This is a genomic window from Sphingomonas sp. HMP9 (assembly GCF_013374115.1).
Taxonomy (GTDB): Bacteria; Pseudomonadota; Alphaproteobacteria; order Sphingomonadales; family Sphingomonadaceae; genus Sphingomonas.
Genome location: NZ_AP022673.1, coordinates 3,139,805 through 3,164,342 on the forward strand (window position 1 = coordinate 3,139,805; position 24,538 = coordinate 3,164,342).

Annotated in this window: 20 protein-coding genes; 8 read left to right on the forward strand and 12 right to left on the reverse strand. The window is 66.9% G+C overall.

Features of this window, described 5'->3' with window-relative positions:
* Nucleotides 1–519, forward strand: coding sequence for a phosphoribosyltransferase (locus tag HMP09_RS14125; RefSeq protein ID WP_176500889.1), 519 nt, complete (start codon nucleotides 1–3; stop codon nucleotides 517–519).
* A 344-nt stretch (nucleotides 520–863) separates the two neighbouring features.
* Here HMP09_RS14125 and HMP09_RS14130 read toward each other — a convergent pair whose 3' ends face one another.
* A complete protein-coding gene (locus HMP09_RS14130; protein ID WP_176500890.1) occupies nucleotides 864–1,247 on the reverse strand; it encodes a glycine zipper 2TM domain-containing protein in 384 nt (127 codons plus the stop codon).
* Between the two features lie 155 nt (nucleotides 1,248–1,402).
* On the opposite strand from HMP09_RS14130, the gene HMP09_RS14135 reads away from it, so the two are divergent.
* Nucleotides 1,403–2,428: an esterase-like activity of phytase family protein gene (locus tag HMP09_RS14135; RefSeq protein WP_232090330.1), complete on the forward strand. Its 1,026-nt coding sequence runs from the start codon at nucleotides 1,403–1,405 to the stop codon at nucleotides 2,426–2,428.
* A 70-nt stretch (nucleotides 2,429–2,498) separates the two neighbouring features.
* Here the strand turns inward: HMP09_RS14135 and rpmB are convergent, their stop codons facing one another.
* The gene (gene rpmB, locus HMP09_RS14140) at nucleotides 2,499–2,798 is read right to left on the reverse strand and encodes a 50S ribosomal protein L28 (protein ID WP_055874131.1); all 300 of its coding nucleotides are present in this window, start codon (nucleotides 2,796–2,798) and stop codon (nucleotides 2,499–2,501) included.
* A 159-nt stretch (nucleotides 2,799–2,957) separates the two neighbouring features.
* Between rpmB and HMP09_RS14145 the strand changes: the two genes are divergently transcribed.
* Both HMP09_RS14145 and HMP09_RS14150 read left to right on the forward strand, forming a co-directional pair.
* Nucleotides 2,958–3,176 carry a hypothetical protein gene (locus HMP09_RS14145; RefSeq protein WP_055874129.1) on the forward strand — a complete coding sequence of 73 codons (219 nt, stop codon included), beginning with the start codon at nucleotides 2,958–2,960 and terminating at the stop codon, nucleotides 3,174–3,176.
* A gap of 60 nt (nucleotides 3,177–3,236) precedes the next feature.
* A complete protein-coding gene (locus tag HMP09_RS14150) occupies nucleotides 3,237–3,665 on the forward strand; it encodes a nucleoside deaminase (RefSeq protein WP_176500891.1) in 429 nt (142 codons plus the stop codon).
* 144 nt (nucleotides 3,666–3,809) lie between these two features.
* Here the strand turns inward: HMP09_RS14150 and pepN are convergent, their stop codons facing one another.
* Complete coding sequence (pepN, locus tag HMP09_RS14155; protein ID WP_176500892.1) at nucleotides 3,810–6,398, reverse strand: aminopeptidase N; 2,589 nt, start codon at nucleotides 6,396–6,398, stop codon at nucleotides 3,810–3,812.
* A 279-nt stretch (nucleotides 6,399–6,677) separates the two neighbouring features.
* On the opposite strand from pepN, the gene HMP09_RS14160 reads away from it, so the two are divergent.
* Together HMP09_RS14160 and HMP09_RS14165 are read left to right on the forward strand one after the other, a co-directional pair.
* Nucleotides 6,678–8,396 (forward strand): M28 family metallopeptidase, encoded by a 1,719-nt coding sequence (locus HMP09_RS14160; RefSeq protein ID WP_176500893.1) that lies wholly within the window; start codon nucleotides 6,678–6,680, stop codon nucleotides 8,394–8,396.
* Nucleotides 8,393–9,229 carry an NAD(P)-dependent oxidoreductase gene (locus HMP09_RS14165; protein ID WP_176500894.1) on the forward strand — a complete coding sequence of 279 codons (837 nt, stop codon included), beginning with the start codon at nucleotides 8,393–8,395 and terminating at the stop codon, nucleotides 9,227–9,229. Before HMP09_RS14160 ends, HMP09_RS14165 begins: the two co-directional genes overlap by 4 nt.
* On the opposite strand, the gene HMP09_RS14170 is transcribed toward HMP09_RS14165, so the two are convergent.
* From HMP09_RS14170 to HMP09_RS14180, 3 genes are all read right to left on the reverse strand, one after another.
* Nucleotides 9,142–10,077 carry a DMT family transporter gene (locus HMP09_RS14170; protein WP_176500895.1) on the reverse strand — a complete coding sequence of 312 codons (936 nt, stop codon included), beginning with the start codon at nucleotides 10,075–10,077 and terminating at the stop codon, nucleotides 9,142–9,144. The genes HMP09_RS14165 and HMP09_RS14170 overlap by 88 nt on opposite strands.
* Entirely contained in the window at nucleotides 10,074–11,075 is a 1,002-nt protein-coding gene (locus tag HMP09_RS14175; protein WP_176500896.1) for a threonine aldolase family protein, read from the reverse strand. Before HMP09_RS14175 ends, HMP09_RS14170 begins: the two co-directional genes overlap by 4 nt.
* 459 nt (nucleotides 11,076–11,534) lie before the next feature.
* Complete coding sequence (locus HMP09_RS14180; protein ID WP_176500897.1) at nucleotides 11,535–13,712, reverse strand: transglycosylase domain-containing protein; 2,178 nt, start codon at nucleotides 13,710–13,712, stop codon at nucleotides 11,535–11,537.
* A 204-nt stretch (nucleotides 13,713–13,916) separates the two neighbouring features.
* Between HMP09_RS14180 and HMP09_RS14185 the strand changes: the two genes are divergently transcribed.
* A complete protein-coding gene (locus tag HMP09_RS14185) occupies nucleotides 13,917–14,525 on the forward strand; it encodes an NADPH-dependent FMN reductase (RefSeq protein WP_176500898.1) in 609 nt (202 codons plus the stop codon).
* Between the two features lie 97 nt (nucleotides 14,526–14,622).
* Here HMP09_RS14185 and HMP09_RS14190 read toward each other — a convergent pair whose 3' ends face one another.
* The 3 genes from HMP09_RS14190 to HMP09_RS14200 are packed head-to-tail and all read right to left on the reverse strand — an operon-like array spanning nucleotide 14,623 to nucleotide 20,561.
* Entirely contained in the window at nucleotides 14,623–16,149 is a 1,527-nt protein-coding gene (locus HMP09_RS14190) for an efflux transporter outer membrane subunit (RefSeq protein ID WP_176500899.1), read from the reverse strand.
* A gap of 5 nt (nucleotides 16,150–16,154) precedes the next feature.
* On the reverse strand, nucleotides 16,155–19,367 hold the full coding sequence (locus tag HMP09_RS14195) for an efflux RND transporter permease subunit (protein ID WP_176500900.1): 3,213 nt from the start codon (nucleotides 19,365–19,367) through the stop codon (nucleotides 16,155–16,157).
* 6 nt (nucleotides 19,368–19,373) lie between these two features.
* Nucleotides 19,374–20,561, reverse strand: coding sequence for an efflux RND transporter periplasmic adaptor subunit (locus tag HMP09_RS14200; RefSeq protein WP_176500901.1), 1,188 nt, complete (start codon nucleotides 20,559–20,561; stop codon nucleotides 19,374–19,376).
* A 213-nt stretch (nucleotides 20,562–20,774) separates the two neighbouring features.
* Here HMP09_RS14200 and HMP09_RS14205 point away from each other — a divergent pair, with 213 nt between their 5' ends.
* Nucleotides 20,775–21,266, forward strand: a complete 492-nt coding sequence (locus HMP09_RS14205; RefSeq protein ID WP_232090331.1) for a TetR family transcriptional regulator — start codon at nucleotides 20,775–20,777, stop codon at nucleotides 21,264–21,266.
* 199 nt (nucleotides 21,267–21,465) lie between these two features.
* Here the strand turns inward: HMP09_RS14205 and HMP09_RS14210 are convergent, their stop codons facing one another.
* Genes HMP09_RS14210 through HMP09_RS14220 form a run of 3 tightly spaced genes read right to left on the reverse strand, consistent with a single transcriptional unit; the run spans nucleotide 21,466 to nucleotide 24,436 of the window.
* Nucleotides 21,466–22,497 (reverse strand): sensor histidine kinase, encoded by a 1,032-nt coding sequence (locus HMP09_RS14210; protein WP_176500903.1) that lies wholly within the window; start codon nucleotides 22,495–22,497, stop codon nucleotides 21,466–21,468.
* Nucleotides 22,494–22,934 (reverse strand): response regulator, encoded by a 441-nt coding sequence (locus HMP09_RS14215; RefSeq protein ID WP_176500904.1) that lies wholly within the window; start codon nucleotides 22,932–22,934, stop codon nucleotides 22,494–22,496. The genes HMP09_RS14210 and HMP09_RS14215 overlap by 4 nt, the downstream gene beginning before the upstream one ends.
* On the reverse strand, nucleotides 22,931–24,436 hold the full coding sequence (locus HMP09_RS14220; protein WP_176500905.1) for a sensor histidine kinase: 1,506 nt from the start codon (nucleotides 24,434–24,436) through the stop codon (nucleotides 22,931–22,933). The genes HMP09_RS14215 and HMP09_RS14220 overlap by 4 nt, the downstream gene beginning before the upstream one ends.
* Nucleotides 24,437–24,538: the final 102 nt, after the last annotated feature.

A 24,538-nucleotide genomic window follows, 5' to 3' on the forward strand; every position in this document is an offset into this window, starting at 1 on the left:
ATGCCAACCTTCACCCCGATCCCGCAGCACGAGTTCGTCGCTGCCGTGTATATTCTCGCCGCCAAGCTGGTCGAGGATACCGCCTGGAAACCCGATTATATCATCGGCGTCGGCCGCGGTGGGCTCGTTCCCGCGGTGTTCCTGAGCCATGCGATCGGCCTGCCGACGCTGTCGGTGGATTATTCGAGCCAGGTGAAGGACTTTGCCGACGCGCCTTTGGTGAAGCTCGCCGCGCGGACTCGAGACGGCGAGCGGCTGCTGTTCATCGACGACATCAACGATTCGGGGCGGACGATCACGCATCTGCGTGGTGCGCTGGCGGCGGCGGGGGCTGTCGAGGGCGCGGTGCGGTTCGCGATGCTGATCGACAATGTGAGTTCTGCCGAGCGGATCGAGTATAGCGCGCGGACGATCGATCGGGCGGTGACGAAGGACTGGTTCGTGTTCCCCTGGGAAGCGGTCGCGCCGGCTGCGGCGATCGCGGAGGATGCGGCGGAAGTGCCCGAGCGGATCGCCTGATCAGACCACCGACGTCATTCTTACGAAAGTCAGGATCCAGGGTAACTAAGCAGCGTCGATCGTGGCTCTGGATCCTGACTTTCGTCAGGATGACGGGGTAACCGTCATGTCCTGCATCGTTGGTGCGGGTTTTTCGGGCTTTGGACGAACAAAGGGCCGGCTCCCATAGGGGAGGCCGGCCCTCGCCCTCGATACGCTACGCGAGGGAACTGGGAAACTGGTTGGGCCTATACGAACGGGACGTCGGCAAAGCCGTCGCCGGTCGGGTCAGGCGCTGACTGCCCGCCGTCCGTGCCGGCGGTTGCTCGACCGCTTTCGCGGCGAGCACCGGCCCGTTACCGGGCTTACCGCCGGCAATATCCGGGATTGTCCGACTTATCGATCGCGTTGCCGGCAAGGCCACCACCGGCCGCGCCGAGGACTGCGCCGAGCGTGCGGTCACCACGACCGGCGACGGTGTGACCGAGCAGGCCGCCGGCAAGTGCGCCGATGATCGTGCCGCCGGTGTTGTCGCAGCCGCGACGGCTGCGCGCATTGTAGCGGCGGTCGTTGCCGCGATACTCGCGGTAGCCACGGTCGTAGCCATTGTCGCGGTAGCCGCCACCCTGATAGCCGTCGTAGCCACGCTCGTAGCGCGAGCCCCAACGCTGCGCATCGGCGGCAGCAGGAACGAGGGCGGTCGCACCCAATGCGAGGGCACTGGCGGCGAGTGTAAAAGTCTTGAACATCGTGCGTCTCCCGTTGGGGATTTCGGCGGCGGCGAGGGCCGTGCTTCCATCCTCGATGAGAGGCTTATGAGTGATTCGCATTGAGCCGAGCCTGAATGCCTCCGTTATCCGCTGTTCATGCTTCCGCGGACCGCGCTGGGCCCTATGAGGGCGCGATGCGACGCTTGATCACCGCCCTGTTCGTCTGCGTCAGCGTCTGTGCGATCGTGCCGACCTGGTCGGGTGAGGCGCGGCTCGACCTGCTCGGCACGCGTGCGCAGTTGACCGCGACGCGCGTGATGCTCGACCGGACCAACCCGCGGCATGTGCGCGTCGGCGGGCTCACCTATCTGGGCGGCGTGGCGCTCGCCAGCCGCGATCGCGCGTTCGGGGGTTTCTCCTCGCTCGACGTCGCGCCGGCCGCGACCGGCAATCGCTTCACGGTGCTGAGCGATGGCGGCAACATCGTCCAGTTCGATATGGGGTCCGACTGGCGCCCGCACCGAGTCGTGTTCGAGAACCTTCCCGCCGGGCCGGGTATCGGCTGGGAAAAGCGCGACCGCGACAGCGAATCGATGGCGATCGATCCGGTGACGGGGAAGATCTGGGTCGGCTTCGAGGATAGCAACGCGATCTGGCGCTATGCTGCGGGGTTCGCGCGGTACGAGGCGCGGGTCGCGCCCGAGGCGATGCGGAGATGGCCGTCGAACGGCGGACCCGAATCGATGGCGCGGCTGCCCGATGGACGCTTCGTCGTCATCAGCGAGGAGGCGCATGTCCGTCGCCCGGACTGGACCGGATCGGCTAAGGCGCGGTTGCGCACGCGGCAGGCGCTGATCTTCGCGGGGGATCCGACCGGCGCCGCGCAGCCTCGGCGATTCGCGTACGAACCCTATGGCCGGTACGATCCGGCGGACGTGACCGCGCTACCGAACGGCGACCTGCTCGTCCTAGATCGCGGTTTCCGGCTGCCCTTTACCTTCTCCGCGCGCATATCGCGGGTGGCAGCGCGCGACGTGGCGGCAGGGCGAATCGCACGCGGCCGCCTTATCGCGACGATCGATGCGCCGCTGATCCACGACAATTTCGAAGGGATCGCGACCACGATCGAGAACGGCGCGACGATCGTCTGGATCGTGTCCGACGACAACCAGATGGTTCTCCAGCGCACGCTGCTGCTGAAGTTCCGGCTCGATCGCTAGACGCACAAACGCCGACGGCCCGCCCTGCGCGGTGCAGGGCGGGCCGCGGTGATCGTCTCAACCGTCGCTGTTAGGCGGCGACTGCCGAAGCAGCGATCTTCTTGACGACTTCGCGCTTGAGGCGACGAACGCGGAGCGACAGCTTGTCGTCCGAGGTCTTCACCAGCCAGTTGTCGAGGCCGCCGTTATGCTCGACGGTACGCAGGCCATGCGTCGAAACGCGCAGCTTGACGCCCTTTTCGAGCGAATCGGACAGCAGCGTGACGTTCTGCAGGTTCGGCAGGAACGTGCGCTTGGTCTTGTTGTTGGCGTGGGAGACGTTGTTCCCGACCATCCGGCCCTTGCCGGTCAGTTCGCAGATGCGCGACATGTGATTACCTATTCAAGTGTCGGGAGGAACCCCGGAAAGGCGCGCGGATAGCTGGCACGCCGGCTTTCGTCAACCGATTCACGTAAAACGTGTTGTGCAACCGGCAGCGCTCGGCGACGTTGTTACGCTATCGAACTGTTCAATAAAAGGGGATGTCTCATGCGTACGCTCTTGTCACTCGTCGCGATCGTCGTGCTGGTCGTGGTCGGCCTGATGTATTTCGGGATCATCAACATCGACCAGACCCGCCAGGGCGTGGTCCAGGCGCCGAAGTTCCAGGCCGACGTCGCCAAGGTCACGCTCGGCACCGAGAACAAGACGGTGGCGGTGCCGACGATCAACGTCGAGAAGCCCGCCAACAGCCAGGCACCGAACTGAGCTTTACGCGAGGGTGCGGGCGGGGCAGGGCCTGAGGCCATGTTTCCCGTCCCCGAACCCATGCGCCGCGCGCTCGACGCGGCGCGCGATGCGGCGCTGGCTGGGGAAGTCCCGGTTGGCGCCGTCGTCGTGAAGGACGGTGTCATTATCGCCGTGGGCGCCAATGCGCCGCGGGCGTTGTCCGATCCGACAGCGCATGCCGAGATCCAGGCGATTCGCGCCGCGGCTTCGGTTTTGGGGAGTGACCGGCTCGAAGGCTGCGACCTGTGGGTGACGCTCGAGCCCTGCGCGATGTGCGCGGGTGCCATCGCGCATGCACGGATCGCGCGGCTCTATTACGGGGCGCCGGATGCGAAGGGCGGCGCGGTCGAGCACGGGCCGCGATTCTTCGGCCAGCCGACCTGCCATCACCGGCCTGAAATCTACGCTGGCATCGCTGAGACGGAAGCCGCGGGGATCCTGCGCGCGTTTTTCACTGCCCGTCGGTAGGAAGTATAATTCGTAATCCTCCCCCGCCAGGGGGAGGTGGCACCGAAGGTGACGGAGGGGGAGGACCCGGAACAGCGGTTTCCCTTTCCTCCCCCTCCGTCTGGCAAGGGCCAGACACCTCCCCCTGGCGGGGGAGGATTAGCGTTACCCTTCCAGGCTTTTCGATGCTTGCTCGAACAGATCCTTCGACAATCCCGGCGTTGCCACGATCCGCTCGAGTTCCGCGCGCATCAGCCCGGCGCGCACCGGATCGAAGCGGCGCCAGCGGCCGAGCGGCGGCAGGAGTTTCGCCGCGGTCTGCGGGTTCAGGCGGTCGAGCGCGATCAGCCGGTCCGCGAGGAACCGATACCCGCTCCCATCGGCAGTATTGAACGCACGCTGGTTCGCGCCGAACGCGCCGATCAGCGAGCGGGCCCGATTGGGGTTGGTGAGGGTGAAGTCGGCATGGTCGGCGAGCCCTGCAACGACCGCGCCGGTATCGTCGCGCGACGACTGCGCCTGCGCCTGGAACCACTTGTCGAGCACCAGCGCGTTGTCGCAATATTGGCTGTAAAAGATGTCGAGCGCGGTGGTGCGGATGTCCGACATGCTGCTCACCAGCGTCGTCAGCGCACCCATCCGGTCCGTCATGTTATCCGCCGAATCGAACTGCGCGAACGCCAGGTCGGCGGCGTCATCCGCACCGCTCGCCGCGATATAGCCGAGCGCGACGGTGCGCAGGCGGCGCAGGCCCTTGTCCTCAGGCGTGTAGGCATAGGGCCGACCCTCGCCGCGCGCATAGGCCTGCCGCCATTGTGCTTCGAGCCGCGTGCCCAGATCGCGCCGCAGCGCGTCGCGCGCGTGGAAGATCGCCTCGGGATCGACGATCGTCATCTGATCGCCGATGAAGCTCTCGGACGGCAACAGCACCGCCTCCGCGACGAACGCCAGATCGAGATCGGCGTTAGCGAGCGTGGTCGCAACCGCGGCGATCACGCCCTCATGATCGGTGCGCCCCTCCACTGAGGCGACCAGCGTATCGAGCATCAATTGCTGCATCGCCTCGTAGCGCGCGAACGGGTCGTCGTCGTGTGCGCTGAGGAAGGCGAGGTCGGCAGCGGTGCGATCGCTCTCGACCACCACCGGCGCGGAGAAGCCGCGGTTGATCGACAGAATCGCGCGTTCGGAGAGACCCTCGAACACGATCGTGTCGAGTGCGTCGTCGAACAGGACGAGCCGCTCGTCGGTCAATCCCGCGCCCGACTCCGCGCCGAACAGCTTGATCCGCAATGGCAGGACCATCGGCGACTTTACCGGCTGGCCGGGCGTCACGGGCACCTGCTGCGCGAGCCGTAGCGTGGCGCGGTCGCCGTCCTGCGAGAGGCTGGCAGAGACGCGCGGGGTGCCGGCCTGCGAATACCAGAGGCGGAACTGGGTCAGGTCGACCTTGCCCCCTTCCTCCATCGACGTGACGAAATCCTCGCAGGTCGCCGCCGTCCCGTCGTAGCGGTCGAAATACAGGTCGGTGCCCGCGCGGAAGCCCTGCGGGCCGAGGATCGCGGCCATCATCCGGATCAACTCTGCGCCCTTGTTGTAGATCGTCGCGGTGTAGAAGTTCGAGATCTCCTGATAGGATTCGGGGCGCACGGGATGCGCGAGCGGCCCTGAATCCTCGGGGAATTGCGACGCGCGCAGGCCGCGGACGTCCTCGATCCGCTTGACCGCGCGGCTGCCCTGGTCGGCCGAGAAGCCCTGGTCGCGATAGACGGTGAAACCTTCCTTCAGCGACAGCTGGAACCAGTCGCGGCAGGTGATCCGGTTGCCCGACCAGTTGTGGAAATATTCGTGCGCGACGACCGCGGCGATCGCGTCGTAGTCGTAATCGGTCGCAGTATCCGGGTCGGCCAGGATGTAGCGCGAGTTGAAGATGTTGAGGCCCTTATTCTCCATCGCGCCGAAGTTGAAATCGTCGACCGCGACGATGTTGAACACGTCGAGGTCGTATTCGCGGCCATAGGTCGTCTCGTCCCACGCCATTGCGAGTTCGAGCGCCTTCAAAGCATGGCCGGTCTTGGGCAGGTCGGCCTCGCGCACCCAGATGCCGAGCGAGACTTCGCGGCCCGACTTGGTCGTGAAGCGGCTGCGGTTGACCGCGAGATCGCCCGCGACCAGCGCGAACAGATAGGAGGGCTTGGGGAACGGATCGTGCCACGTCGCCCAATGACGGCCGTCGTCGAGCTGCCCTTGCGCGACCGGATCGCCGTTTGCGAGCAGCACGGGGAAGTGCGTCTTGTCCGCGGTCATCTTGACCGAATAGACGCTGAGCACGTCCGGGCGATCGGGGAAATAGGTGATGCGGCGAAAGCCTTCCGCCTCGCACTGCGTGCAGAGATTGCCGCCCGACGCGTAGAGCCCCATCAGCTGCGTGTTGCGATCGGGCGCGATCTCGACCTGAGTCTCGATGACGTGCGCGGTGCCGGTGAGCGGGATGACGAGCTGTTCGCCGTCGATCCGCCAGTCGTTGATCGCGACGCCATCGACCGTGACCGACAGCGGCTTCTGTCCCGCGCCGTCGAGCCGCAGCGGTGCGGCGTGATCGCCGTTGCGCGTCACCGACAGCGTCGCGGTAACGCGCGTGGTGGAAGGATCGAGGTCGAAATCCAGTTTCGTCTCGGGGACCAGCCATTCGGGCGGCGTATAATCCTCGCGGCGGATGACGAGCGGGTGGGCGAGACTGTTCTGGAGATCGAGCATATCTGTCGGAATATAGGGCCGCGCCCGTCTATCGCCAGCCAAAGCTTGGCGCCGTGCGGTACGATCACTTGCACCTCCCCGGCGGAGGCCGGGGTCCAGTTGGAGAGGTCTTGGTGACGAAGCGCAGTCTATGTCAGCACCGTCTCCCAACTGGACCCCGGCCTCCGCCGGGGAGGTGTTTCTCGGTGTGGAACGTCTTCGCCCCCGCGACCCAAAGCTTGCGTGGGAGTTCGTGCATGCTACGCCGCTGCAACACGTTCCCTTTGCTAGGATTTCCGGATGTATCGTCCTCTCGGCGCGCTCGCGGTGCTCGCGCTTTCTACGTCGGCCCTTGCCCAGACGGCGCCTCAGAGTGCGCCGGTCGCGGCGCAGACCGCCGCGTTGAACGCAAAGCTCGCAGCCCCGCTGCCAGCCGATCAGGCGGCGATGAAGGCGCATGTGCTGTTCCTCGCCTCCGATGCGATGAAGGGACGCGAGGCCGGGAGTCCCGAATTCGACATCGCCGCGCAATATGTCGCCGCGCAGTTCTACGCCGCGGGGCTTCGTCCGGGCGGCGATGCGGGCGGCTATCTCCAGACGGTGCCCCTGGTCAGCTACAAGGCGGCGAGCAAGGGCGATTTCGTCTGGACCGGTCGCGGCCCCGCGCAGCCGCTCGTGTTCGGTGAGGATTATGTCCCCGCGGCGAACGGCGCGAAGGCGGAAACCAGCGTGTCGGCTCCGGTCGTGTTCGTCGGCTACGGCATCGACGCGCCGCAATATGGCCAGGACGATTACAAGGACGTCGACGTGCGCGGCAAGATCGTCGCCTATTTCGGTGGCGCGCCCGCGCGGTTCGGTGGCGAGGAGCGCGCATTCTTCGGCTCGGGCGGGACCAAGGCGGCGATCGCGCAGGCCAAGGGCGCGGTCGGCGTGATCACGCTGGAAAGCCCGCGCTCGGCCAAGGTCCGGACGTTCGCCAAGATCGCGGAGTCCTACGCGACGCCGCGGATGACCTGGGCGAACCCCGACGGCACCGGCAAGGTCGATGCGCCCCGCGCGCCGTCGCTCGGCACCGTCAGCATGGTCGGCGCGGCCAAGCTGTTCGCCGGCGCACGCACGCCGTGGACGCGGATCGCCAAGCAGGCGAACGGCGACAACGCGAAGTTCACGTCGATGCCGCTGCTCGGCACGCTGACGGTAGCCACCAAGACGAGCTTCGTCCCCGCCGCCAGCAGCAACGTCGTCGGCATGATCCCTGGCAGCGATCCGGTGGTGGGCAAGGAGGTCGTTGTGTTGTCGGCGCACCTCGATCACATCGGCATCACCAAGCCGGTGAAGGGAGATGCACTGAACAACGGCGCGCTCGACAACGCGATCGGCATCGCCAGCCTGATCGAGGAGGCCAAGCGCTTCACCGCCAGCGGGCAGGCGCCCAAGCGGACGATCATGTTTCTCGCCGTCACCGGTGAAGAGAAGGGGCTGGTCGGGTCGGATTATTTCACCAACCACCCGACCGTGCCGCTGAGCTCGATCGTTGCGGACGTGAATCTGGACATGCCGATCCTGACCTACAAGTTCGAGGACATGGTGGTGTTCGGCGCCGAGCGTTCGACGATCGGCCCGATCGTGCAGAAGGCCGTCGCGGCGATCGGGGTGGGCCTGTCGCCCGACCCGATGCCGGAGGAGGGGATCTTCGTCCGCTCCGATCATTTCCGTTTCGTCCAGAAGGGCATTCCGGCGGTGTTCCTGTGGCCGGGTCAGAAGGGGCCGGGCAAGGCCGCGGTCGCGTATTTCATGGCGAACAATTATCACAAGCCGTCGGACGACCTGTCGCAGCCGATCCTGTGGGATCAGGGCGTGCGGTTCGTCGATGCGAACTACCGGATCGCACGCGAGATCGCGGACGGCGCGCAGCGGCCGGTGTGGAATGCGGGCGATTATTTCGGGACCCTGTATAAGGGGCCGATGGCACCGACCGGGTATAAGGGGCCGATGGCAACGACCGGGACGACGAAATGAGCAGGCTGCTGATCTTCGGGCTGGGCTACACCGCGGGGCGGATCGCCGACCGGCTGGCCGGCGACGGGTGGCACGTCGTCGGGACTACGCGCGACGGGCGCGACGCTACGATCCGCTTCGACGAGACGGACGCCGTGGCCGTCGAGATCGCGGCGGCGACGCATATCCTCTCGTCGGTGCCGCCGGTCGACGAGGTCGATCCGGTGCTCGTCCGCTATGGTTCGCTGCTGATGCGGTCGCGGGCGACGCTCGGCTATCTGTCGTCGACCGGGGTGTACGGCGATGCTGCGGGCGCATGGGTCGACGAGACCGCGCCGATCGGTGGCGGTCGGCGTGGCGCGCGCGCGGTGGCGGATGCGGATTGGCTGACGATCGGCGCGCGGACGTTCCGGTTGCCGGGGATTTACGGACCGGGTCGCTCGCCGCTCGACCGGGTGCGGCAGGGCAAGGCGCACCGGATCGCGCAGCCGGGACAGGTCTTCAGCCGCGCGCATGTGGACGATATCGTCTCGGGCGTGATCGCCGGGTTCGACGCGCCGGCGGGCGCGTATAACATCGCGGACGACGTGCCTGCGTCGCAGAACGACGTGGTCGCGTTCGCGGCGATGCTGCTCGGCATGCCCGCACCGCCGTTCGTGACGCTCGAGGAACTGACCGCGATGGGGCGCGGTTTCTATGCGGAGAACCGGCGGGTGGCGAACGGCAAGGCCAAGCGCGTGCTCGGCTGGACGCCCGCCTGGCCCGACTACCGCGCCGGTCTGCGCGCGCTGAGTGCGATGACGAGCCCGATGCCCGACAGCACCGCGCCAGCGACGGCCAGCGTCGACCAGTGATAGCGCTCGAAGATCGTCGATAGCAGCATCGCGATCACCGGGACGATCACGCCCGAATAGGCCGCCTTGGCCGGGCCGATCGCGCGGATGACGTTGAAATAGAGCGGGAAGGCGAGCGCCGACGCGAACACGCCGAGATAGAGGATGCCCGCCACATAGCCGAAGCGCGGTTCGAACACCGGCGGGCCGGTCGTGATCCACGCGAACGCCGCGTCGAGACACGCGCCGATCAGCATCGCGATCGCGAGCGTCGGCGCCATCGGATAGCGTTTGGCGAACGCGCTCCCCTGAATGACGTTGGCGACCGATGCGGCCATCACGCCGCACAAGGTCAGCACGATCCCGATCGTCGCCGAGCGCGGCCCGTGCGGATCGACCCGCGCCTCGTTGACGAACAGCAACGCGACCCCGGCCATCGCCACCGCACACCCCACCATCAATTGCCGCCCAAGGCGCTGTTTTAGGAAGATGCGGCCGAAGATCGCGTTGGGGACGAGCAGGAGCGCGAACACCACCGCGACCAGTCCCGACGTCACGTAATGCTCGGCGCGGTAGACGAAGTTGAAGTTGAACGTGAACAGCGCGACGCCGATCACGGCGGCGAACGCGTAGCCGCGCGCGTCGAACCGGAAGCTCTCGCGTTTCATGGTCGCGTAGATCGCCATCGCGATGCCGGCGACGAGGAAGCGGTAGCTGATCGACCAGCTCGGCGGCACCACCGCGATCTGGTCGCGGATGATGAGCCAGGTCGATCCCCAGATCAGCGTGACGATGCCGAACGGGATCAGCACCGCGGCGCGTGTCGACTGGATCGGCGGTAGGGGCGGGGCGGTCGGGCCGGGGGTCATAACGCCCGGATCGCGTCGGCGAGCAGACCGACCGCCTCCGCCGGGCTGTCCCACGCGGTGACGAGGCGGATCTCGCCCGCCGCCCAGTCGTAGAAGTCGAAGCCGCGCGCGCGCAGGGCTGCGGCTTCTTCGGGGGTTGCGCGCAGGAAGACTTCGTTCGCCTCGACGGGGTGGACGAGGCGGTCGCCGGCTGCGGCGGCGAGCGTGGCGGCGGCGTCGTTCGCAGCGCTGGCGTTGGCGAGCCAGAGATCGTCGTCGAGCATCGCCAGGATCTGCGCGGCGAGATAGCGCCCTTTCGACAGCAGCAGGCCCGCGCGCTTGCGGCGGTATTGCGTGACGGCGGCGAGGTCGGGCTTGAAGAAGACCAGCGCCTCCGCGCTCATCGCGCCGTTCTTGACGAAGCCGAAGCTGAGCGCGTCGACGCCGGCGCGCCACGTCATGTCGGCGGGCGAGCAGCCGACGCGCGCCATCGCATTGGCGAACCGCGCGCCGTCCATGTGGAAGCCGAGCCCGCGCTCCTTGGCGAGCGCACCGATCGCGGCGACCTCGTGCGGCTGGTAGACGCGGCCATATTCGGTGGCGTTGGTGATCGAGATCGCGTGCGGCTGGACGCGGTGGACGTCGTCGGGGATCGCATCGAGGACGGTGCGGATCGTCTCGGGCGTCAGCTTCGCGCCGATGCCGTCGGCGAGGAACAGCTTGGCGCCGTGCGTGTAGAATTCGGGCGCGCCGCCCTCGTCGTTCTGGATGTGCGCGTCGCGGTGGCAGACGATGCCGCCGTGCGGGGGGCAGAGCGCGGCGAGCGCGAGGCAGTTGGCGGCGGTGCCGGTGGGGACCCAGAGCACGGCCACCTCGGTCTCGAACAGCGCCGACAGGCGGCCATCGAGCTGCTGGCTCCACGCATCGCCCGCATAGGCGGTGTCGAGCGTGTCGGCGGCGGCGATCGCGGCCATGACGTGGGGATGGATCGTGGCGGCGTTGTCGGAGAAAAAGCGCATGGTCAGGACATGCTGCGATGCAGTGATGGCGTCAACAAGGGCTTCGACCAAGTCGTTCCCTTCTACTTCGTCATCCTGGGCTCGACCCAGGATCCAGAGCCACGAGGCGTGTCATTCGTGGCTCTGCATCCTGACTTTCGTCAGGATGACGGCGGGGGCGGGGATCGCGTCCCCTCGCTTAACGAGGGCTTCGACCGCGACGCACCCTTCTGCTTCGTCATCCTGGGCTCGACCCAGGATCCAGAGCCACGGGCGGGGTCATTTGGGGCTCTGGATCCTGACTTTCGTCAGGATGACGGCGGGGGCGGGGATCGCGGCCCCTCGCTTAACGGGGGCTTCGACCGCGACGCACCCTTCTGCTTCGTCATCCTGGGCTCGACCCAGGATCTAGAGCCACGAGGCGTGTCATTCGTGGCTCTGGGTCCTGACTTTCGTCAGGATGACGGGGTGGGGGGGACGTCACTGCTCCCCGTCATACCCCGGCTCGTCCTCGGGCGGGCGGCGATCGTCGCGTAGTGGCGGTCCCTCCTGCCGGTCGCGATGCGAGGGTCCGACCGAGATCGTGCCGTCCTCACCCATTTTGAGGTTCAGCCCGAGACCCTCGATCTCGCCGCCCAGCGGCAGCACGGCATTGTCCTCCTCGTCCGACGGCAGCGCGTCCGGATCGACCTCCTCGACCGCGGGTGGCGGGGCTGCGACAGGCGCGATGCCGAGCGCGGACTGCATGAAGTCGCGCCAGATCCGCGCCGGGATCCCACCGCCCGACAGCCCGGGGTTCGAGGAATTGTCGTCGTTGCCGACCCACACGCCGACCACGAGATCGCGCGCGAAGCCGACGAACAGCGCGTCCTTGTTGTCCGAGGTCGTGCCGGTCTTGCCGAACGCATCGACCGTCAGGTTCGCCTGCCGCCCGGTGCCGTTCCGGATCGACGCCGCGAGCAGATCGAGCATCTCGTCATGGATCTTCGACGGGATCTCGGTCGCGCCGCCGGTCAGCGACTGGTACCAGCCCTTCTCGCGGACGTCGGCCAGGCCGCGCGGCTGGACCGGATATTGCTCGCGCGCGATCGCGGCATAGGCGGCGGTCAGTTCGAGCAGCGACACGGTCGAGGTGCCCAGCCCGATCGTCGCCTCGTTCGGGATCGGCGTCGAGATCCCCAGATCGCGCGCTGCCTTGATCACCGCCTTGACGCCGACCTGTTGCGTCAGTCGCGCCGCCGCGACGTTGGACGAGCGGGCGAACGCCTGGCGCAGCGTGATCGTCCCCTGATAGCGGCCGTCGCTGTTCTTGGGCGACCAGTCGCCGATCGTCACCGGGCGGTCCTCGATCGTCGAATCGGGGGTCAGCCCCTGGCGCATCGCGGCCAGATACACGAACAGCTTGAAGGTCGAGCCCGGCTGACGCCGCGCCTGAGTCGCGCGGTTGAACGGGCTCTTGCGATAGTCCTTCCCGCCGACCATCGCGACGACGCGGCCATCCGGGCGCATCGCGACCAGCGCGACCTGCGCCTGACGAAGGCCTGCGCGCGCGACGGTACGCTCGGCGGCGCGTTGCAGGCGCGGATCGAGCGTGGTCTGGACGGTCGTTTCGGTCTTCACCTCGCCGGCCTGATCGCGCGCTTCGGGGAGGATCCAGTCGGCGAAATAGGTGCCGTTCGGCAGTTGCCCGGGGCGGCTGGCGAGGACGCGCTGCGGGCGGACCGCGTCGCCCTCGGCCTTGGTCAGGAAGCCTGCCGCGACCATCGCGCCGACGACGACGGCCTGGCGCTTGCGCGCGCCTTCGAGGTTGGAGGTGGGGGCCAGCCGCGACGGTGCTTTCACCAGTCCGGCGAGCATCGCCGCTTGCCCCACGTTCAGCGTGTCGGGCGTGCGGCCGAAATAATGCTTGGCCGCCGCGCTGATCCCGTAGGTGTTGTCGCCGAAATAGACGTTCGAGAGATAACGCGAGAGAATCTCGTCCTTCGACAGCCACGCCTCGAGCCAGAAGGCGATCATCGCCTCGCGGATCTTCCGCGTTGCGGTGCGGTCCGAATCGAGGAACGCGTTCTTCGCCAGCTGTTGCGTGATTGTCGAGCCGCCCTGGCGCACGCCGCCCGAGCCCATGTTCGCCCACGCCGCGCGCGCGATGCCGCGCGGATCGACGCCCCAGTGCGAGTAGAATCGCCGATCCTCGATCGCGAGGAACGCCTGGGTCACGTGCGGCGGCAGCTTGGCCGCATCGACCGGCTTGCCAATGATCGCACCGCGCCGCGCGATCGGCGTGCCGTCGTCCGCAGTGAGCGTGATCGAGGGCGGCGTCGGCGGCTGGAGCGATTTCGACAGCGGCGCGGTGATTGCCAGCCAGATGATCGCGATCACCAGCAGGACGATGCCGATGCCAAAGCCGCGCAGGATCCACCGGCCGATCGGACGCTTGCGGCGCGGTACGGTGCCAGTCGCGTAGGGCGGCAGCGCGTCGCGGTCGTCATAGGGCTCGGGATCGTCACCGTCCCGCTCCGCGTCGTATTTCTGGCGCAGGCGTTCGCGTTCGCTGATCAGCCGCCCGCGCTCATACGCATAGGGCTCGCGGTCGCCGTGCGAATCGGCGCCGGCGCGGCCGGCACTGGAACGGTTGGTGTCGAAGGGGTCGGGGCGCATCGGTCGTTCCAGCGGGTCGGCCAGGCGGCGGACTTCAGGTGTATTATCGTTATATGACAGTTCGGGCAAGTCTCGGCCTGCGACGCCCGTTCCTGCGCATGCTTAACGTGTACAGGGGCTTAGCGACAGCGGTACGACGTCTCCAGGACGAGAACCGACCGAAGCCCTGTTGTCATCGCGCGGCGAAACGGGAAAGAGCATCTCATGACGTTCGAACAGGATGAAACCGTGGCCGCTTCCGACACTCTCCCCCTCGTCGTCGGCATCGGCGGAACGATCGGCGGCGTTTCGTCGACCGAGCGCGCGCTGCGGATCGCGCTCGATGCGGTCGAGAAGCAGGGCTATCGCACGCAGATGTTCGGCGGCGCCGACATGGCACGGCTGCCGTTGTTCGACCCGAAGGCGACGACCCGGACCGCAGACGAGCGGGCGTTCGTCGAGGCCGTACGCGGCGCATCGGCGGTGATCATCGCCAGCCCAGGCTATCACGGCAGCATCTCGGGCGTGGTGAAGAACGCGCTCGACCTGCTGGAGGAAACCGCGCGCGACGAGCGGCCGTATCTGGCGGACATGCCGGTCGGGCTGATCGCCACGGCCTATGGCTGGCAGGCGACGGGGAGCACGATCGCGGCATTGCGCTCGATCGTCCACGCGCTGCGCGGCTGGCCGACGCCGTTTGCGGCGGCGATTAATACGCAGGTGACCAAGTTCGACGACGAGGGCGGCGCGAGCGATCCTGCGGTGATCGAGCAGTTGCGCTTGGTCGGCCACCAAGTCGCCCGGTTCGCGCCGCTGTCCGAGCCGGCGAACTAACCAGTCCGTCATCCTGGGCTCGACCCAGGATCCAGCGCCACGAACGGCGTCGTCAGCGGCGCTGGATCCTGACTTACGTCAGGATGACGAAGGGGCCTTACTTCAGGCCGCCGCCGAGCGAGCGGTAGAGTTCGACCGCATTGCTGTCGCGCACCAGCCGCGTCGCGAGCAGGCTTTGTTGCGCGGTGTAGAGCGCACGCTGCGAATCGAGCGTGTTCAGGAACGGGTCGATCCCGGCGCGGAAGCGAAGCTGCGACAGATTATACGCCCCCGCCGCGTTGTCGCGGAGTGACGACTGCGCCTCGAGCTGGCTGTTGATGGTGCCGCGACGCGCCAACGCGTCGGCGACTTCGCGGAAGCCGGTCTGGATGCTCCTCTCATACGTCGCCAGCATCGCGTCGCGCGTCGCCTTGGCGTATTGCAGATTGCCCTTGTTGCGGCCGAAATCGAAGATCGGCTGCGTGACAGACGGAGCGACCGACCATTGCTGGCTGCCGCTGCCGAACAGGTTCGACAGGCCGAGGCTGAGCGTACCGAACGCCGCGGTGAGCGAGATGTTCGGGAAGAACGCCGCGCGTGCCGCGCCGATGTTCGCGTTGGCGGCGATCAGGTTGTGCTCGGCCGCCGCGACGTCGGGGCGGCGCAACAGCACCTCCGACGACAGGTTGGCGGGCAGGTTCTCCAGCGTCGGCGTCTTGTCCGGCATCCGTGCGGGAAGCAGGTCCTGCGTCACGGTCGTCCCGGCGAGCAGGTTGAGCGCGTTCTGGTCCTGCGCGATCAGCGTGGTCGCGTCGGCTATGTCCGAGCGCGCCTGGTCATAGGTGGTGCGCGCCTGACGCACTTCGAGTTCGGATGCGATGCCGATCCGGAACCGGTCCTGCGTGAGCTTCAGCGTCTGGCCGAACGCGCGCTCGGTATCCTGCGCGATCTTCAGGCGGTCCTGGTCCGCGGCCATCGTCAGCCACGCGGTTGCGGTCTCCGAGATGAGCGACACCTGGGCGGCGTTGCGATTCTCCTCCGCCGCGAAATACGCTTCCTGTTGCGCCTGAGTGAGGTTGCGGATGCGGCCGAAGAGATCGATCTCCCATGCCGAAACGCCGATATTGGCCGAGTAGATGTCGGCGCGTCCGCTGCCCGTGACGGCCGTGCCCGCGCCGCCGGTACCACCACCGGTGCCGGTGCCCGTTCCGGTACCGCCACCGACGCTACCGCCCGTGCCGCCACCGACACCGCCTACGCCGCCGCCCACCGCGCCGAACGGCGACTTCTGGTAGGTCGCGCTGCCGGTCGCACCGATCGTCGGGAACAGGTCTGCGCGCTGGACGCGGTATTGCGCGCGTGCCTGTGCGACGTTGGCGACAGCGATGCGGACGTCGCGGTTATTGTCGAGCGCGAGGCGGATCACGCCGCGCAGGCGGTCGTCCGTGAAGAACGCCTCCCATGCCGTGTCCGCCGGCACGATCGCGCTCGCGGCGTTGCCCGCCGCATAGGCGGGGCCGGTCGGTCCGCTCGGCGCTACGGGAAGCTCCGGGCGGACGTATTTGGGAGCGAGGTTGCACCCGGCGAGCGTAAGCCCGGCGGCGAACGTGAGCGCGGTGCGGCTGGAGATCTTGGTCGAGAACATCTGGATCAGGCCTCCTGCGGCCGCTGGTCGTGGGGCGGGTGACGAGTGTCGTCATGGCCGCCATCACGGTTGTCATCATCATTGCGGACCTGATCGCGGTCTTGCCCCGCGCCGGCCTTGTCCTGCTTGAAGACGCGCTTCACGAGCAGGAAGAACAGCGGGACGAAGAAGATCGCAAGGACGGTCGCGGACAGCATGCCGCCGACCACCGCCCAGCCGATCGCGTTCTGGCCGCCGGCACCCGCACCGCTCGACAGCGCGAGCGGCAGCACGCCGAAGATGAACGCGAACGACGTCATCAGGATCGGGCGAAGGCGAAGCTTCGCCGCCTCGACCGCGGCATCGGCCGCGTTCATCCCGTCGCCCATCTTCTCCTCGGCGAATTCGACGATCAGGATCGCGTTCTTCGCCGCCACGCCGATCGTCGTGATCAGCCCGACCTGAAGGTAGATGTCGTTGTTCAACCCGAAGAGCATCGCCGCGCCGACCGCGCCGAGGACGCCGAGCGGCACCACGAGCAGGACGGCGATCGGGATCGACCAGCTCTCGTATAGCGCCGCCAGGCAGAGGAACACGATCAGCAGCGACAGCGCATAGACCGTGGTCGACTGGCCGGAGGACAGGTTTTCCTCGTAGCTGAGGCCGGTCCACTCATAGCCGATGCCGGGGGGCAGCTTGGCCGCCATCTCTTCCATCGCGGCGATCGCGGCGCCGCTGCTGACGCCGGGTGCCGGCGAGCCCATGATCTCGAAGGAGGCCACGCCGTTATAGCGCTCGAGTCGTGACGGGCCGTAGTTCCAGCTCGTCGTCGAGAAGGACGAGAAGGGCGCCATCGCATTGCTGGTCGTGCCGCGGACGTAGAAGTTGCCGAGATCGGCCGGCGACGTGCGGAACGGTGCGTCGGCCTGCACGAACACCTTCTTCACGCGACCGCGGTCGATGAAGTCGTTGATGTACGCGCCACCGAACGCGGTGCTGACGGTCGTGTTGATGTCCGACTGGCTGAGGCCGAGCGCACCCGCCTGCGCCTGGTCGACGTTGAGTTTCAGCTGTGGCGCATCCTCAAGGCCGTTCGGGCGGACCTGCATCAGGCGCTTGTCCTGGCTGGCCATGCCGAGCAGCATGTTGCGCGCCTCGAGCAGTTTCTCGTGACCGACGCCGGCATTGTCCTTCAGCATGAAGTCGAAGCCGTTGGCGTTGCCGAGTTCCTGCACGGCGGGCGGCACGAAGCCGATGACCATGCCCGCACGCACACCCGCAAGCGCCTGGTTGGCGCGCCCCGCGACCGCGGCGACGGTGTTGTCCTTGCCGCTGCGGTCTTCCCACGGCTTGAGCTGGATGAAGGCGATGCCGACATTCTGGCCCTGGCCGACGAAGCCGAACCCGCTGATCGTGAAAATGCCCGAGATATTGGCCTTCTCGTCGATCAGGAAGTGATCGCGGACCTTGTCCATCGTCCGCGCGGTTTCCTCCATCGGGGTTCCCGACGGCATCGAGACCTGCGCGAACATGACGCCCTGATCTTCCTCGGGAAGGAAGCCCGACGGCAGGCGCAGGAAGATGAACGCCATCGCGACGACGATCACGGCATAGACCAGCATCGTGCGGACCCAGCCCTTCTCGACCCGGCGCAGGCCGTTGCCGTATTTGCCGACGCCCTTGTCGAAGGTGCGGTTGAACCAGCCGAAGAAGCCCTTCTTCTCGGCATGGCCGTCCTTGGCGGGCTTCAGGATCGTGGCGCACAGCGCCGGCGTCAGGATCAACGCGACCAGCACCGACAGCGCCATCGACGATACGATGGTGATCGAGAACTGGCGGAAGATCACACCGGTCGAGCCGCTGAAGAACGCCATCGGCAGGAACACCGCGGACAGCACCAGGCCGATGCCGACCAGCGCGCCGCTGATCTCGTCCATCGACTTCTTGGCGGCTTCCTTCGGGGAAAGCCCCTCCTCCTGGATCAGGCGTTCGACGTTCTCGACGACGACGATCGCGTCATCGACGAGCAAGCCGATCGCCAGCACCATGCCGAACAAGGTCAGCGTGTTGATCGTGAACCCCGCGACCTGGAGCACGGCCAACGAGCCGAGCAGCACGACCGGGACCGCGATCGTCGGGATCAGCGTCGCGCGGAAGTTCTGGAGGAACAGGAACATCACGAGGAAGACGAGGACGATCGCCTCGATCAGCGTGTGGATCACCTGCTCGACCGACAGCCGGACGAACGTCGAGTTGTCGATCGGGAAGGCGACCTTGACGTCGGGCGGGAACTGCTTGGCGATCCGCGCGACCTCGGCCTTGACGAGCGTGACGGTATCGAGCGCGTTGGCGCCCGGTGCCAGCTTCACGCCGAAGCCTGCTGCCTGCTTGCCGTTATAGCGCGCCTGGAAGCTGTAGTTTTCCGAACCCATCTCGACGCGCGCGACGTCCGACAGACGCACGGTCGCACCGCTGGTTGCCGACCGGACGATGATCGCGCGGAACTGCTCAGGTGTCTGGAGACGAGTCTGCGCGGTGACGGTCGCGTTGAGCGACTGGCCCTTCACCGCAGGAAGGCTGCCGACCTGTCCGGCCGAAACCTGTGCGTTCTGCGCGGTCAGGGCCGAGGTGATGTCGGTGACGGTGACGCCGAGGTTCGACATCTTGAACGGATCGACCCAGATCCGCATCGAATATTGCGCGCCGAACACCTGCGTGTCGCCGACGCCCTTGATGCGGCTGAGCGGATCCTGGAGCTTGGAGGCGATCATATCGCCGAGATCGACCTGGTCGTGCGCGCCATTCTCGGAATAGGCGGCGATGACGAGGAGGAAGTTGGCAGTCGCCTTTGTCACGCGGAGACCCGCCTGCTGCACTTCCTGCGGCAGGAGCGGCGTCGCCTGTTGCAGCTTGTTCTGCACCTGGACCTGCGCGATGTCGGGATCGGTGCCCTGCTCGAAGGTGAGCGTGATCGCGAGGTTGCCCGAGCCGTCAGACGTCGAGGCGAAGTAGCGAAGGTTGTCGATGCCCTTCATCTGCTGCTCGATGATCTGCGTCGTCGTGTTCTCGAGCGTCTGTGCGTCGGCGCCCGGATAGGACGTCGCAACCGTCACCTTGGGGGCAGCGATCTCAGGGAACTGCGCGATCGGCAGCGAGCGGATCGCGAGGATGCCCGCCAGCATCAGGATGATGGCGATGACCCACGCGAAGATGGGTCGGTCGATGAAATAGCGTGACATGGGCGGTTACTTCCCGGCCTGCGTGGTGCCAGCGGCTGGTGCGGCGCCGTTGCCGGGCGTCTTGCCGACCTGCTGCGGGGCAGCGGGCTTGACGGTCGCGCCAGGGCGCAGGTTGAGCAGGCCCTCGACGATCAGCTTGTCGCCGGGCTTCAGGCCGCTGGTGACGATCCACTTGTCGCCGATCACGCGGTCCGTCGTCACGTTACGCTGTTCGACCTTGTTCTGCGCGTTGACGACCAAGGCCGTCGCACCGCCACGCGGATCGCGCGTGATGCCGGCGGTCGGCGCCATGATCGCCTGGCTGCGCGTACCCTCGACCAACTTCGCGCGGACGTACATGCCCGGGAGCAACAGGCCGTTGGGGTTCGGGAAGCTCGCGCGCAGCGTCACCGCGCCGGTGGTCTGGTCGACCGTGACTTCGGAGAATTGCAGGCGACCCTCGACCGGGTAGGTGCTGCCGTTCGGAAGGATGAGCTGGACGCGGGCGCTACCGTCGCCGCGCGTCACGCCGCCGGTCGCCATCGCCTGCTTGAGATCAAGCAGCTGCGCCGCCGACTGGACGACGTCGACATAGACGGTGTTGGTGCGCTGGATCGTCGCGAGCGGATCGGTCTGGCCCATCTGGACCAGCGCGCCGACGGTCACGAGCGACCGGCCGATGCGACCCGAGATCGGCGCCTTGATGCGCGTGAAGCCGAGGTTGACGCGGGCCGACTGGACCGCTGCCTGCTGCGCTGCAACATTGGCGCGAGCCTGCTGCGCGGACGCAGTGGCGTTGTCCGCCTCCTGCTTGCTGACCGCGTTGAGCTGCACGAGCTGGCCGTAGCGCTGCGCCTGGAGTCGGGTCGCGTTGATCTGAGACTGGGCGGCGCCGAGCTGGCCCTGCGCGCTGGCGAGCGCCGCGCGGTAGGGGGCGTCCTCGACCGCGTAGAGGACCTGGCCCTTGCTGACCATCGCGCCCTCGGTGAACAGCCGGTCGCGGACCACGCCGCTAACCTGCGGGCGGACTTCCGAGGTTTCCACCGCGGCGATACGACCGGGAAGCTCCGACGTCAGGACGACCGATTCCTCGGCGACAGTGACGACGCCGACGGTCGGGGTCGGCGGCGGCGGCGCAGCCTGCTCCTTGCCGCAAGCCGACAGCAGGACAAGTGCGGCCAGTGCCACAGATCCCTTGAGGTTCAATCGCTGCATGTTGAGCATCCCGACGTCCGTGCAGAAGAGTTTTATCGGAATGAACGTTCATTCCGCTTGCTTGCCCGCTATGATCGTGCGAGCGGCGGGTCAACCAAAAAACGCGTTGAGGATATGATTTTGAGTGCAGTGCAGCATGAGATGGGGAGCCGCGAGCGTATCGTTGCCGCAGCCCGTCACCTGTTTGCGACCCAAGGGTTTCATCAGACTCCGATGTCCGAACTGGCCGTCGCGGCGGGCGTATCGGTCGGCCAGATCTATCGGCTGTTCACCGGCAAGAACGCGGTGATCCAGGCAATCGTCATGGAAGACGCCGCTGCGAAGATGGCCGAGTTGCAGACGATGAACGACTCGGTGAAGTCCGAGGGATTGTCGATCGAGGAGGGGTTCGTCGAACTCGCACGCCGCGCTTTGTCGAAGGGCGACGAGGCGCTGTCGTTCGAGATCATGGCCGAGGCGCACCGCAACGCCGATGTCGCCGACACGATCGCTGACCTGTGTCGCGACTTCCGCCGTATGATCCGCGAACTCGCCTGCGTCGCGAATCCGGACTTGCAGGAAAACGAGCTGGAGGGGGCCGAGGAACTCATCCTCGCCTTCATGTTCGGGCTGGGCCACCGGACCTTGTCGCGACCTCGTCTGTCGGAGGATGAGACGGCGCGGCTGACGGGGCGGATGATCCTGGCGGCAGTGCGCGCGCTTTGAAGCCGCGTAGAAAACCCCGTTCGTGCTCAGTAGCGATCGAGTAGCTTCGCAGAAGCGTATCGAAGCATCGGTTCCGCACGCTAGCCTGTCCTTCGATACGCCCTCTCGATACGCGGCCATGCCGCTACGCGATGGCTACTCAGGACGAACGGTAGAGGACTCGAAAGGCGAATGAGTCCCTTGTTGTAGTGTGCGCCTTCTATCGTACCGCGGCGCGAAGGGTGGCGCGGACGCCGGTGTGCGTTGGGTCGTACTCGACGATCGACTGGAGGCTCTGCGCCATCGCGCGGATCAGCTTGGTGCCCAGCCCGGTGCCGCGCGGGACGGCGTCTTCGGGGATGCCGCAGCCATCGTCCTCGACCGCAAGCAGGAAGATGTCGTCGTCGATCCGGCGTAACGCCACGCGGACTTCGCCGCCGCCGGTGGGGTAGGCGTATTTGCAGGCGTTGGTGACGAGTTCGGTGACGATGACGCCGAGCGACACCGCGCGGTCGGTGGGCAGGCGAATCGGCTCGGCGGCGAGGCTGAGCGCACGGGGGAGCGCTTCGGTCGACCAGGTCTCGGCGAGTTCGTCGACCAGCGCGCCGAGATATTCTTGCATGTCGACATTCTCGACGTCGTTGCTGGTATAGAGCCGGCGGTGGACCTGCGCGATCGCCTGGATGCGGCGCTGCGTATCTTCGAGCGCTTCTCGCGCCGAAGGATCGGTCAGCGCGGTCGCCTGGAGCCGGACCATCGCCGAGACGAGTTGCAGCGAGTTGGCGACTCGGTGGTTCACCTCGCCGAGCAGGGCCTCGAGTCGCGCGTTGCTGGCGCGCAGGTCGGCCTCGGCGGACGCCTTGTCCTGTTCGAGCAGCGCCCGCGCGCGCACCTGTTCGAACGAGGCGTCGAGCAGGTCGAAGAAATCCTCGCCGACGGTCTTCACGACATAGTCCGCCGCGCCCGCCTTCAGCGCCGCGACCGCGATGCGGCCTTCCTCCGAGCCCGTGACGTATACCACAGGGGGTGGATCGGGCAGCCGGCGGAGCGCTTCGAGCGTTTCGAGGCCGTCCATGCCAGGCATGTAGTGATCGACCGCGATCAGGTCGAAGCGCTCGGCGGCGGCCTTCACGACGCCCTCGGCTCCCGTCTCGGCGACGGTCATCCGGTAGCCGCGACGATCGAGCGCACGCGCCGCCAGCCGCCGGATCCCGGCGTCGTCATCGATATAGAGGACGCTCGGTCCGCTCACTCGGCTTCGGGAACCTGGATCACCGACAGGAACAGCCCGAGCTGGCGGATGGCCTGCGCGAAACTCTCATAGTTCACCGGCTTGGTGATGTAGACGTTGCAGCCCAGATCATAGCAACGCTCGATCTCGACCTTGTCGTCGGTGGTGGTCAGCACGACGACGGGCGTGCGGCGCAGCGGGCTGCTCTCCGCCTTGATCCGCGCGAGAATGTCCGTCCCGCTCATGTCCGGCAGGTTGAGATCGAGCAGGATCATGGCCGGGCCGCTCTTCGCAGGGCCCTCAGCGGCGTGGAACAGGAAATCCAGCGCGCTGGTGCCGTCGGTGAAGTGACGGATGTCGTTCAGGATGCCGGCGCGCCGGATGTTCTTCTCGATGAGACGGGCATGCCCCTCGTCATCCTCGATCATCACGATACCGACGGTCTTGTGATCGTTCATGCTGCGTCCTGGATGGTCATGTGGGTCGGCAGGTTAAGCCGGAAGGTCGCGCCGGCGCCAAGCGTCGACTGCACGTCGATCGTGCCGCCCAGACGATAGGCGAGTGCGCGGACATGTGCGAGTCCGATACCTTCGCCCGGCTGGTCCTGCGCACCCGACCGGCGGAACAGGTCGAACACGCGCTGGTGATCGCGCGCATCGATGCCGCGGCCGTTGTCGACCACCGACAGGATGACGCGGCCACGTTCGGTATGGCCCCTGACCGTGATCTCGCCGGGGCGACCGGGTTGCAGGTATTTGGTCGCGTTCTCGATCAGGTTCGACAGGATCTGTTCGAGCGCGAGGCGATCGGTGACGATCGGCGGCATCGGCCGCTCGACGCGCACCACGGCACCGCGATCGTCGACGATGTGCTGCATCGCGCCGACGATCGTATCGACCAGTTGCGCCGGGTCGATATGTTCGGGGGCGATCGTCCGGCGACCTTCGCGCGCGAGCTTGAGGATGGCGTTGATCAGCCGGTCCATCTTCTGCGTCGAGGTGCGGATGAAACCGATCGCCTCGGGCAAGTCCTCGCGCGCTGCCATCCGCGCGTCCTGCGTAAGGATGTGCGGCGCGTCGGCTTCGGCACGGTCGACCAGTTCGCCGAGCGGCCCCGCGGCGGCGGCGAGTTCGGCGGTGAAGCCCATCACGTTGACCAGCGGCGAGCGCAGATCGTGACTGACGATATAGGCGAAGCGCTGGATCTCCTCGTTCGCGCGGCTGAGATCGGCGGTGCGTTCGGCGACCTGCTCCTCGAGCGTTTCGTTGAGGGTGCGCAGGCTGTTGCGCGAGCGGGCGAGGTCGGCGGTGTAGCGACGGATGAGCAGGACCGCGAGGATCGCGACGATGAGCAGCAGCGTCGCGGCCAACCCGGCGACCGAGAGGAACAATGCGCTGGTGCGTTCCTGCCGCTCGGTCCGGATCGCGAGCAGGCGGACTTCGTCGGCGGCCATCGCCTGGAGGCGGTAGCGGATGCTGCGCATCAACGGCACGCTGGCGTCGACCGCGAACCGGCGCTGCGCTTCGGCGATCCGGCCCGAGGCTACCAGGGTCATCGATTGCGTCCGGAGCGCGCGCAACTGGACGAACCGCGGCTGGATCAGTGCGAGCCGCGCGATCTGGTTGCGGTTGTCGCGCGTCAGGTAACGCAGCTTGCGGATCGACGGCACCAGATTGCCCGCGGTCCGCGCATAGGCGGTGGCGAACAGCGGTTTGCCGGCCAGTATGTAGCCGCGCCGCGCGGTCTCGGATTGCTCCATCTGGATCTGGAGCGTCGCCACCGCCTGGCGGACGTCCTGCGTGTGGAGGATCTCGGCGGTATAGGCGCGGTTGCGGACCGTGATCCAGCCGATCGCGATCGCCGCGGCAGCCAGCGCGATGAAGCCAAGCGTCATGAACGCGACCAGCCAGCGCGCGACGCGCCCTTCCGACGACGGCAATTTCAAGCGTACACGCACCATAGGATACCGACCTACGTTAAGGCAGGTCGTTACGCCAGCGATACTGACCTGAGGCAAAGCAATGGTGTTTCCCTTACGATCCTCCCCCGCCAGGGGGAGATG

Coding starts and splice junctions, on each gene's coding strand:
- HMP09_RS14175 (WP_176500896.1), bottom strand. CDS start 11,075: ATGCGCTTTTTCTCCGACAACGCCGCCACGATCCATCCCCACGTCATG.
- HMP09_RS14165 (WP_176500894.1), top strand. CDS start 8,393: ATGAGCAGGCTGCTGATCTTCGGGCTGGGCTACACCGCGGGGCGGATC.
- HMP09_RS14145 (WP_055874129.1), top strand. CDS start 2,958: ATGCGTACGCTCTTGTCACTCGTCGCGATCGTCGTGCTGGTCGTGGTC.
- HMP09_RS14185 (WP_176500898.1), top strand. CDS start 13,917: ATGACGTTCGAACAGGATGAAACCGTGGCCGCTTCCGACACTCTCCCC.
- HMP09_RS14125 (WP_176500889.1), top strand. CDS start 1: ATGCCAACCTTCACCCCGATCCCGCAGCACGAGTTCGTCGCTGCCGTG.
- HMP09_RS14220 (WP_176500905.1), bottom strand. CDS start 24,436: ATGGTGCGTGTACGCTTGAAATTGCCGTCGTCGGAAGGGCGCGTCGCG.
- HMP09_RS14195 (WP_176500900.1), bottom strand. CDS start 19,367: ATGTCACGCTATTTCATCGACCGACCCATCTTCGCGTGGGTCATCGCC.
- HMP09_RS14135 (WP_232090330.1), top strand. CDS start 1,403: ATGCGACGCTTGATCACCGCCCTGTTCGTCTGCGTCAGCGTCTGTGCG.
- HMP09_RS14200 (WP_176500901.1), bottom strand. CDS start 20,561: ATGCAGCGATTGAACCTCAAGGGATCTGTGGCACTGGCCGCACTTGTC.
- HMP09_RS14170 (WP_176500895.1), bottom strand. CDS start 10,077: ATGACCCCCGGCCCGACCGCCCCGCCCCTACCGCCGATCCAGTCGACA.
- HMP09_RS14190 (WP_176500899.1), bottom strand. CDS start 16,149: ATGTTCTCGACCAAGATCTCCAGCCGCACCGCGCTCACGTTCGCCGCC.
- HMP09_RS14205 (WP_232090331.1), top strand. CDS start 20,775: ATGTCCGAACTGGCCGTCGCGGCGGGCGTATCGGTCGGCCAGATCTAT.
- pepN (WP_176500892.1), bottom strand. CDS start 6,398: ATGCTCGATCTCCAGAACAGTCTCGCCCACCCGCTCGTCATCCGCCGC.
- HMP09_RS14180 (WP_176500897.1), bottom strand. CDS start 13,712: ATGCGCCCCGACCCCTTCGACACCAACCGTTCCAGTGCCGGCCGCGCC.
- HMP09_RS14150 (WP_176500891.1), top strand. CDS start 3,237: ATGCGCCGCGCGCTCGACGCGGCGCGCGATGCGGCGCTGGCTGGGGAA.
- HMP09_RS14130 (WP_176500890.1), bottom strand. CDS start 1,247: ATGTTCAAGACTTTTACACTCGCCGCCAGTGCCCTCGCATTGGGTGCG.
- HMP09_RS14160 (WP_176500893.1), top strand. CDS start 6,678: ATGTATCGTCCTCTCGGCGCGCTCGCGGTGCTCGCGCTTTCTACGTCG.
- HMP09_RS14215 (WP_176500904.1), bottom strand. CDS start 22,934: ATGAACGATCACAAGACCGTCGGTATCGTGATGATCGAGGATGACGAG.
- rpmB (WP_055874131.1), bottom strand. CDS start 2,798: ATGTCGCGCATCTGCGAACTGACCGGCAAGGGCCGGATGGTCGGGAAC.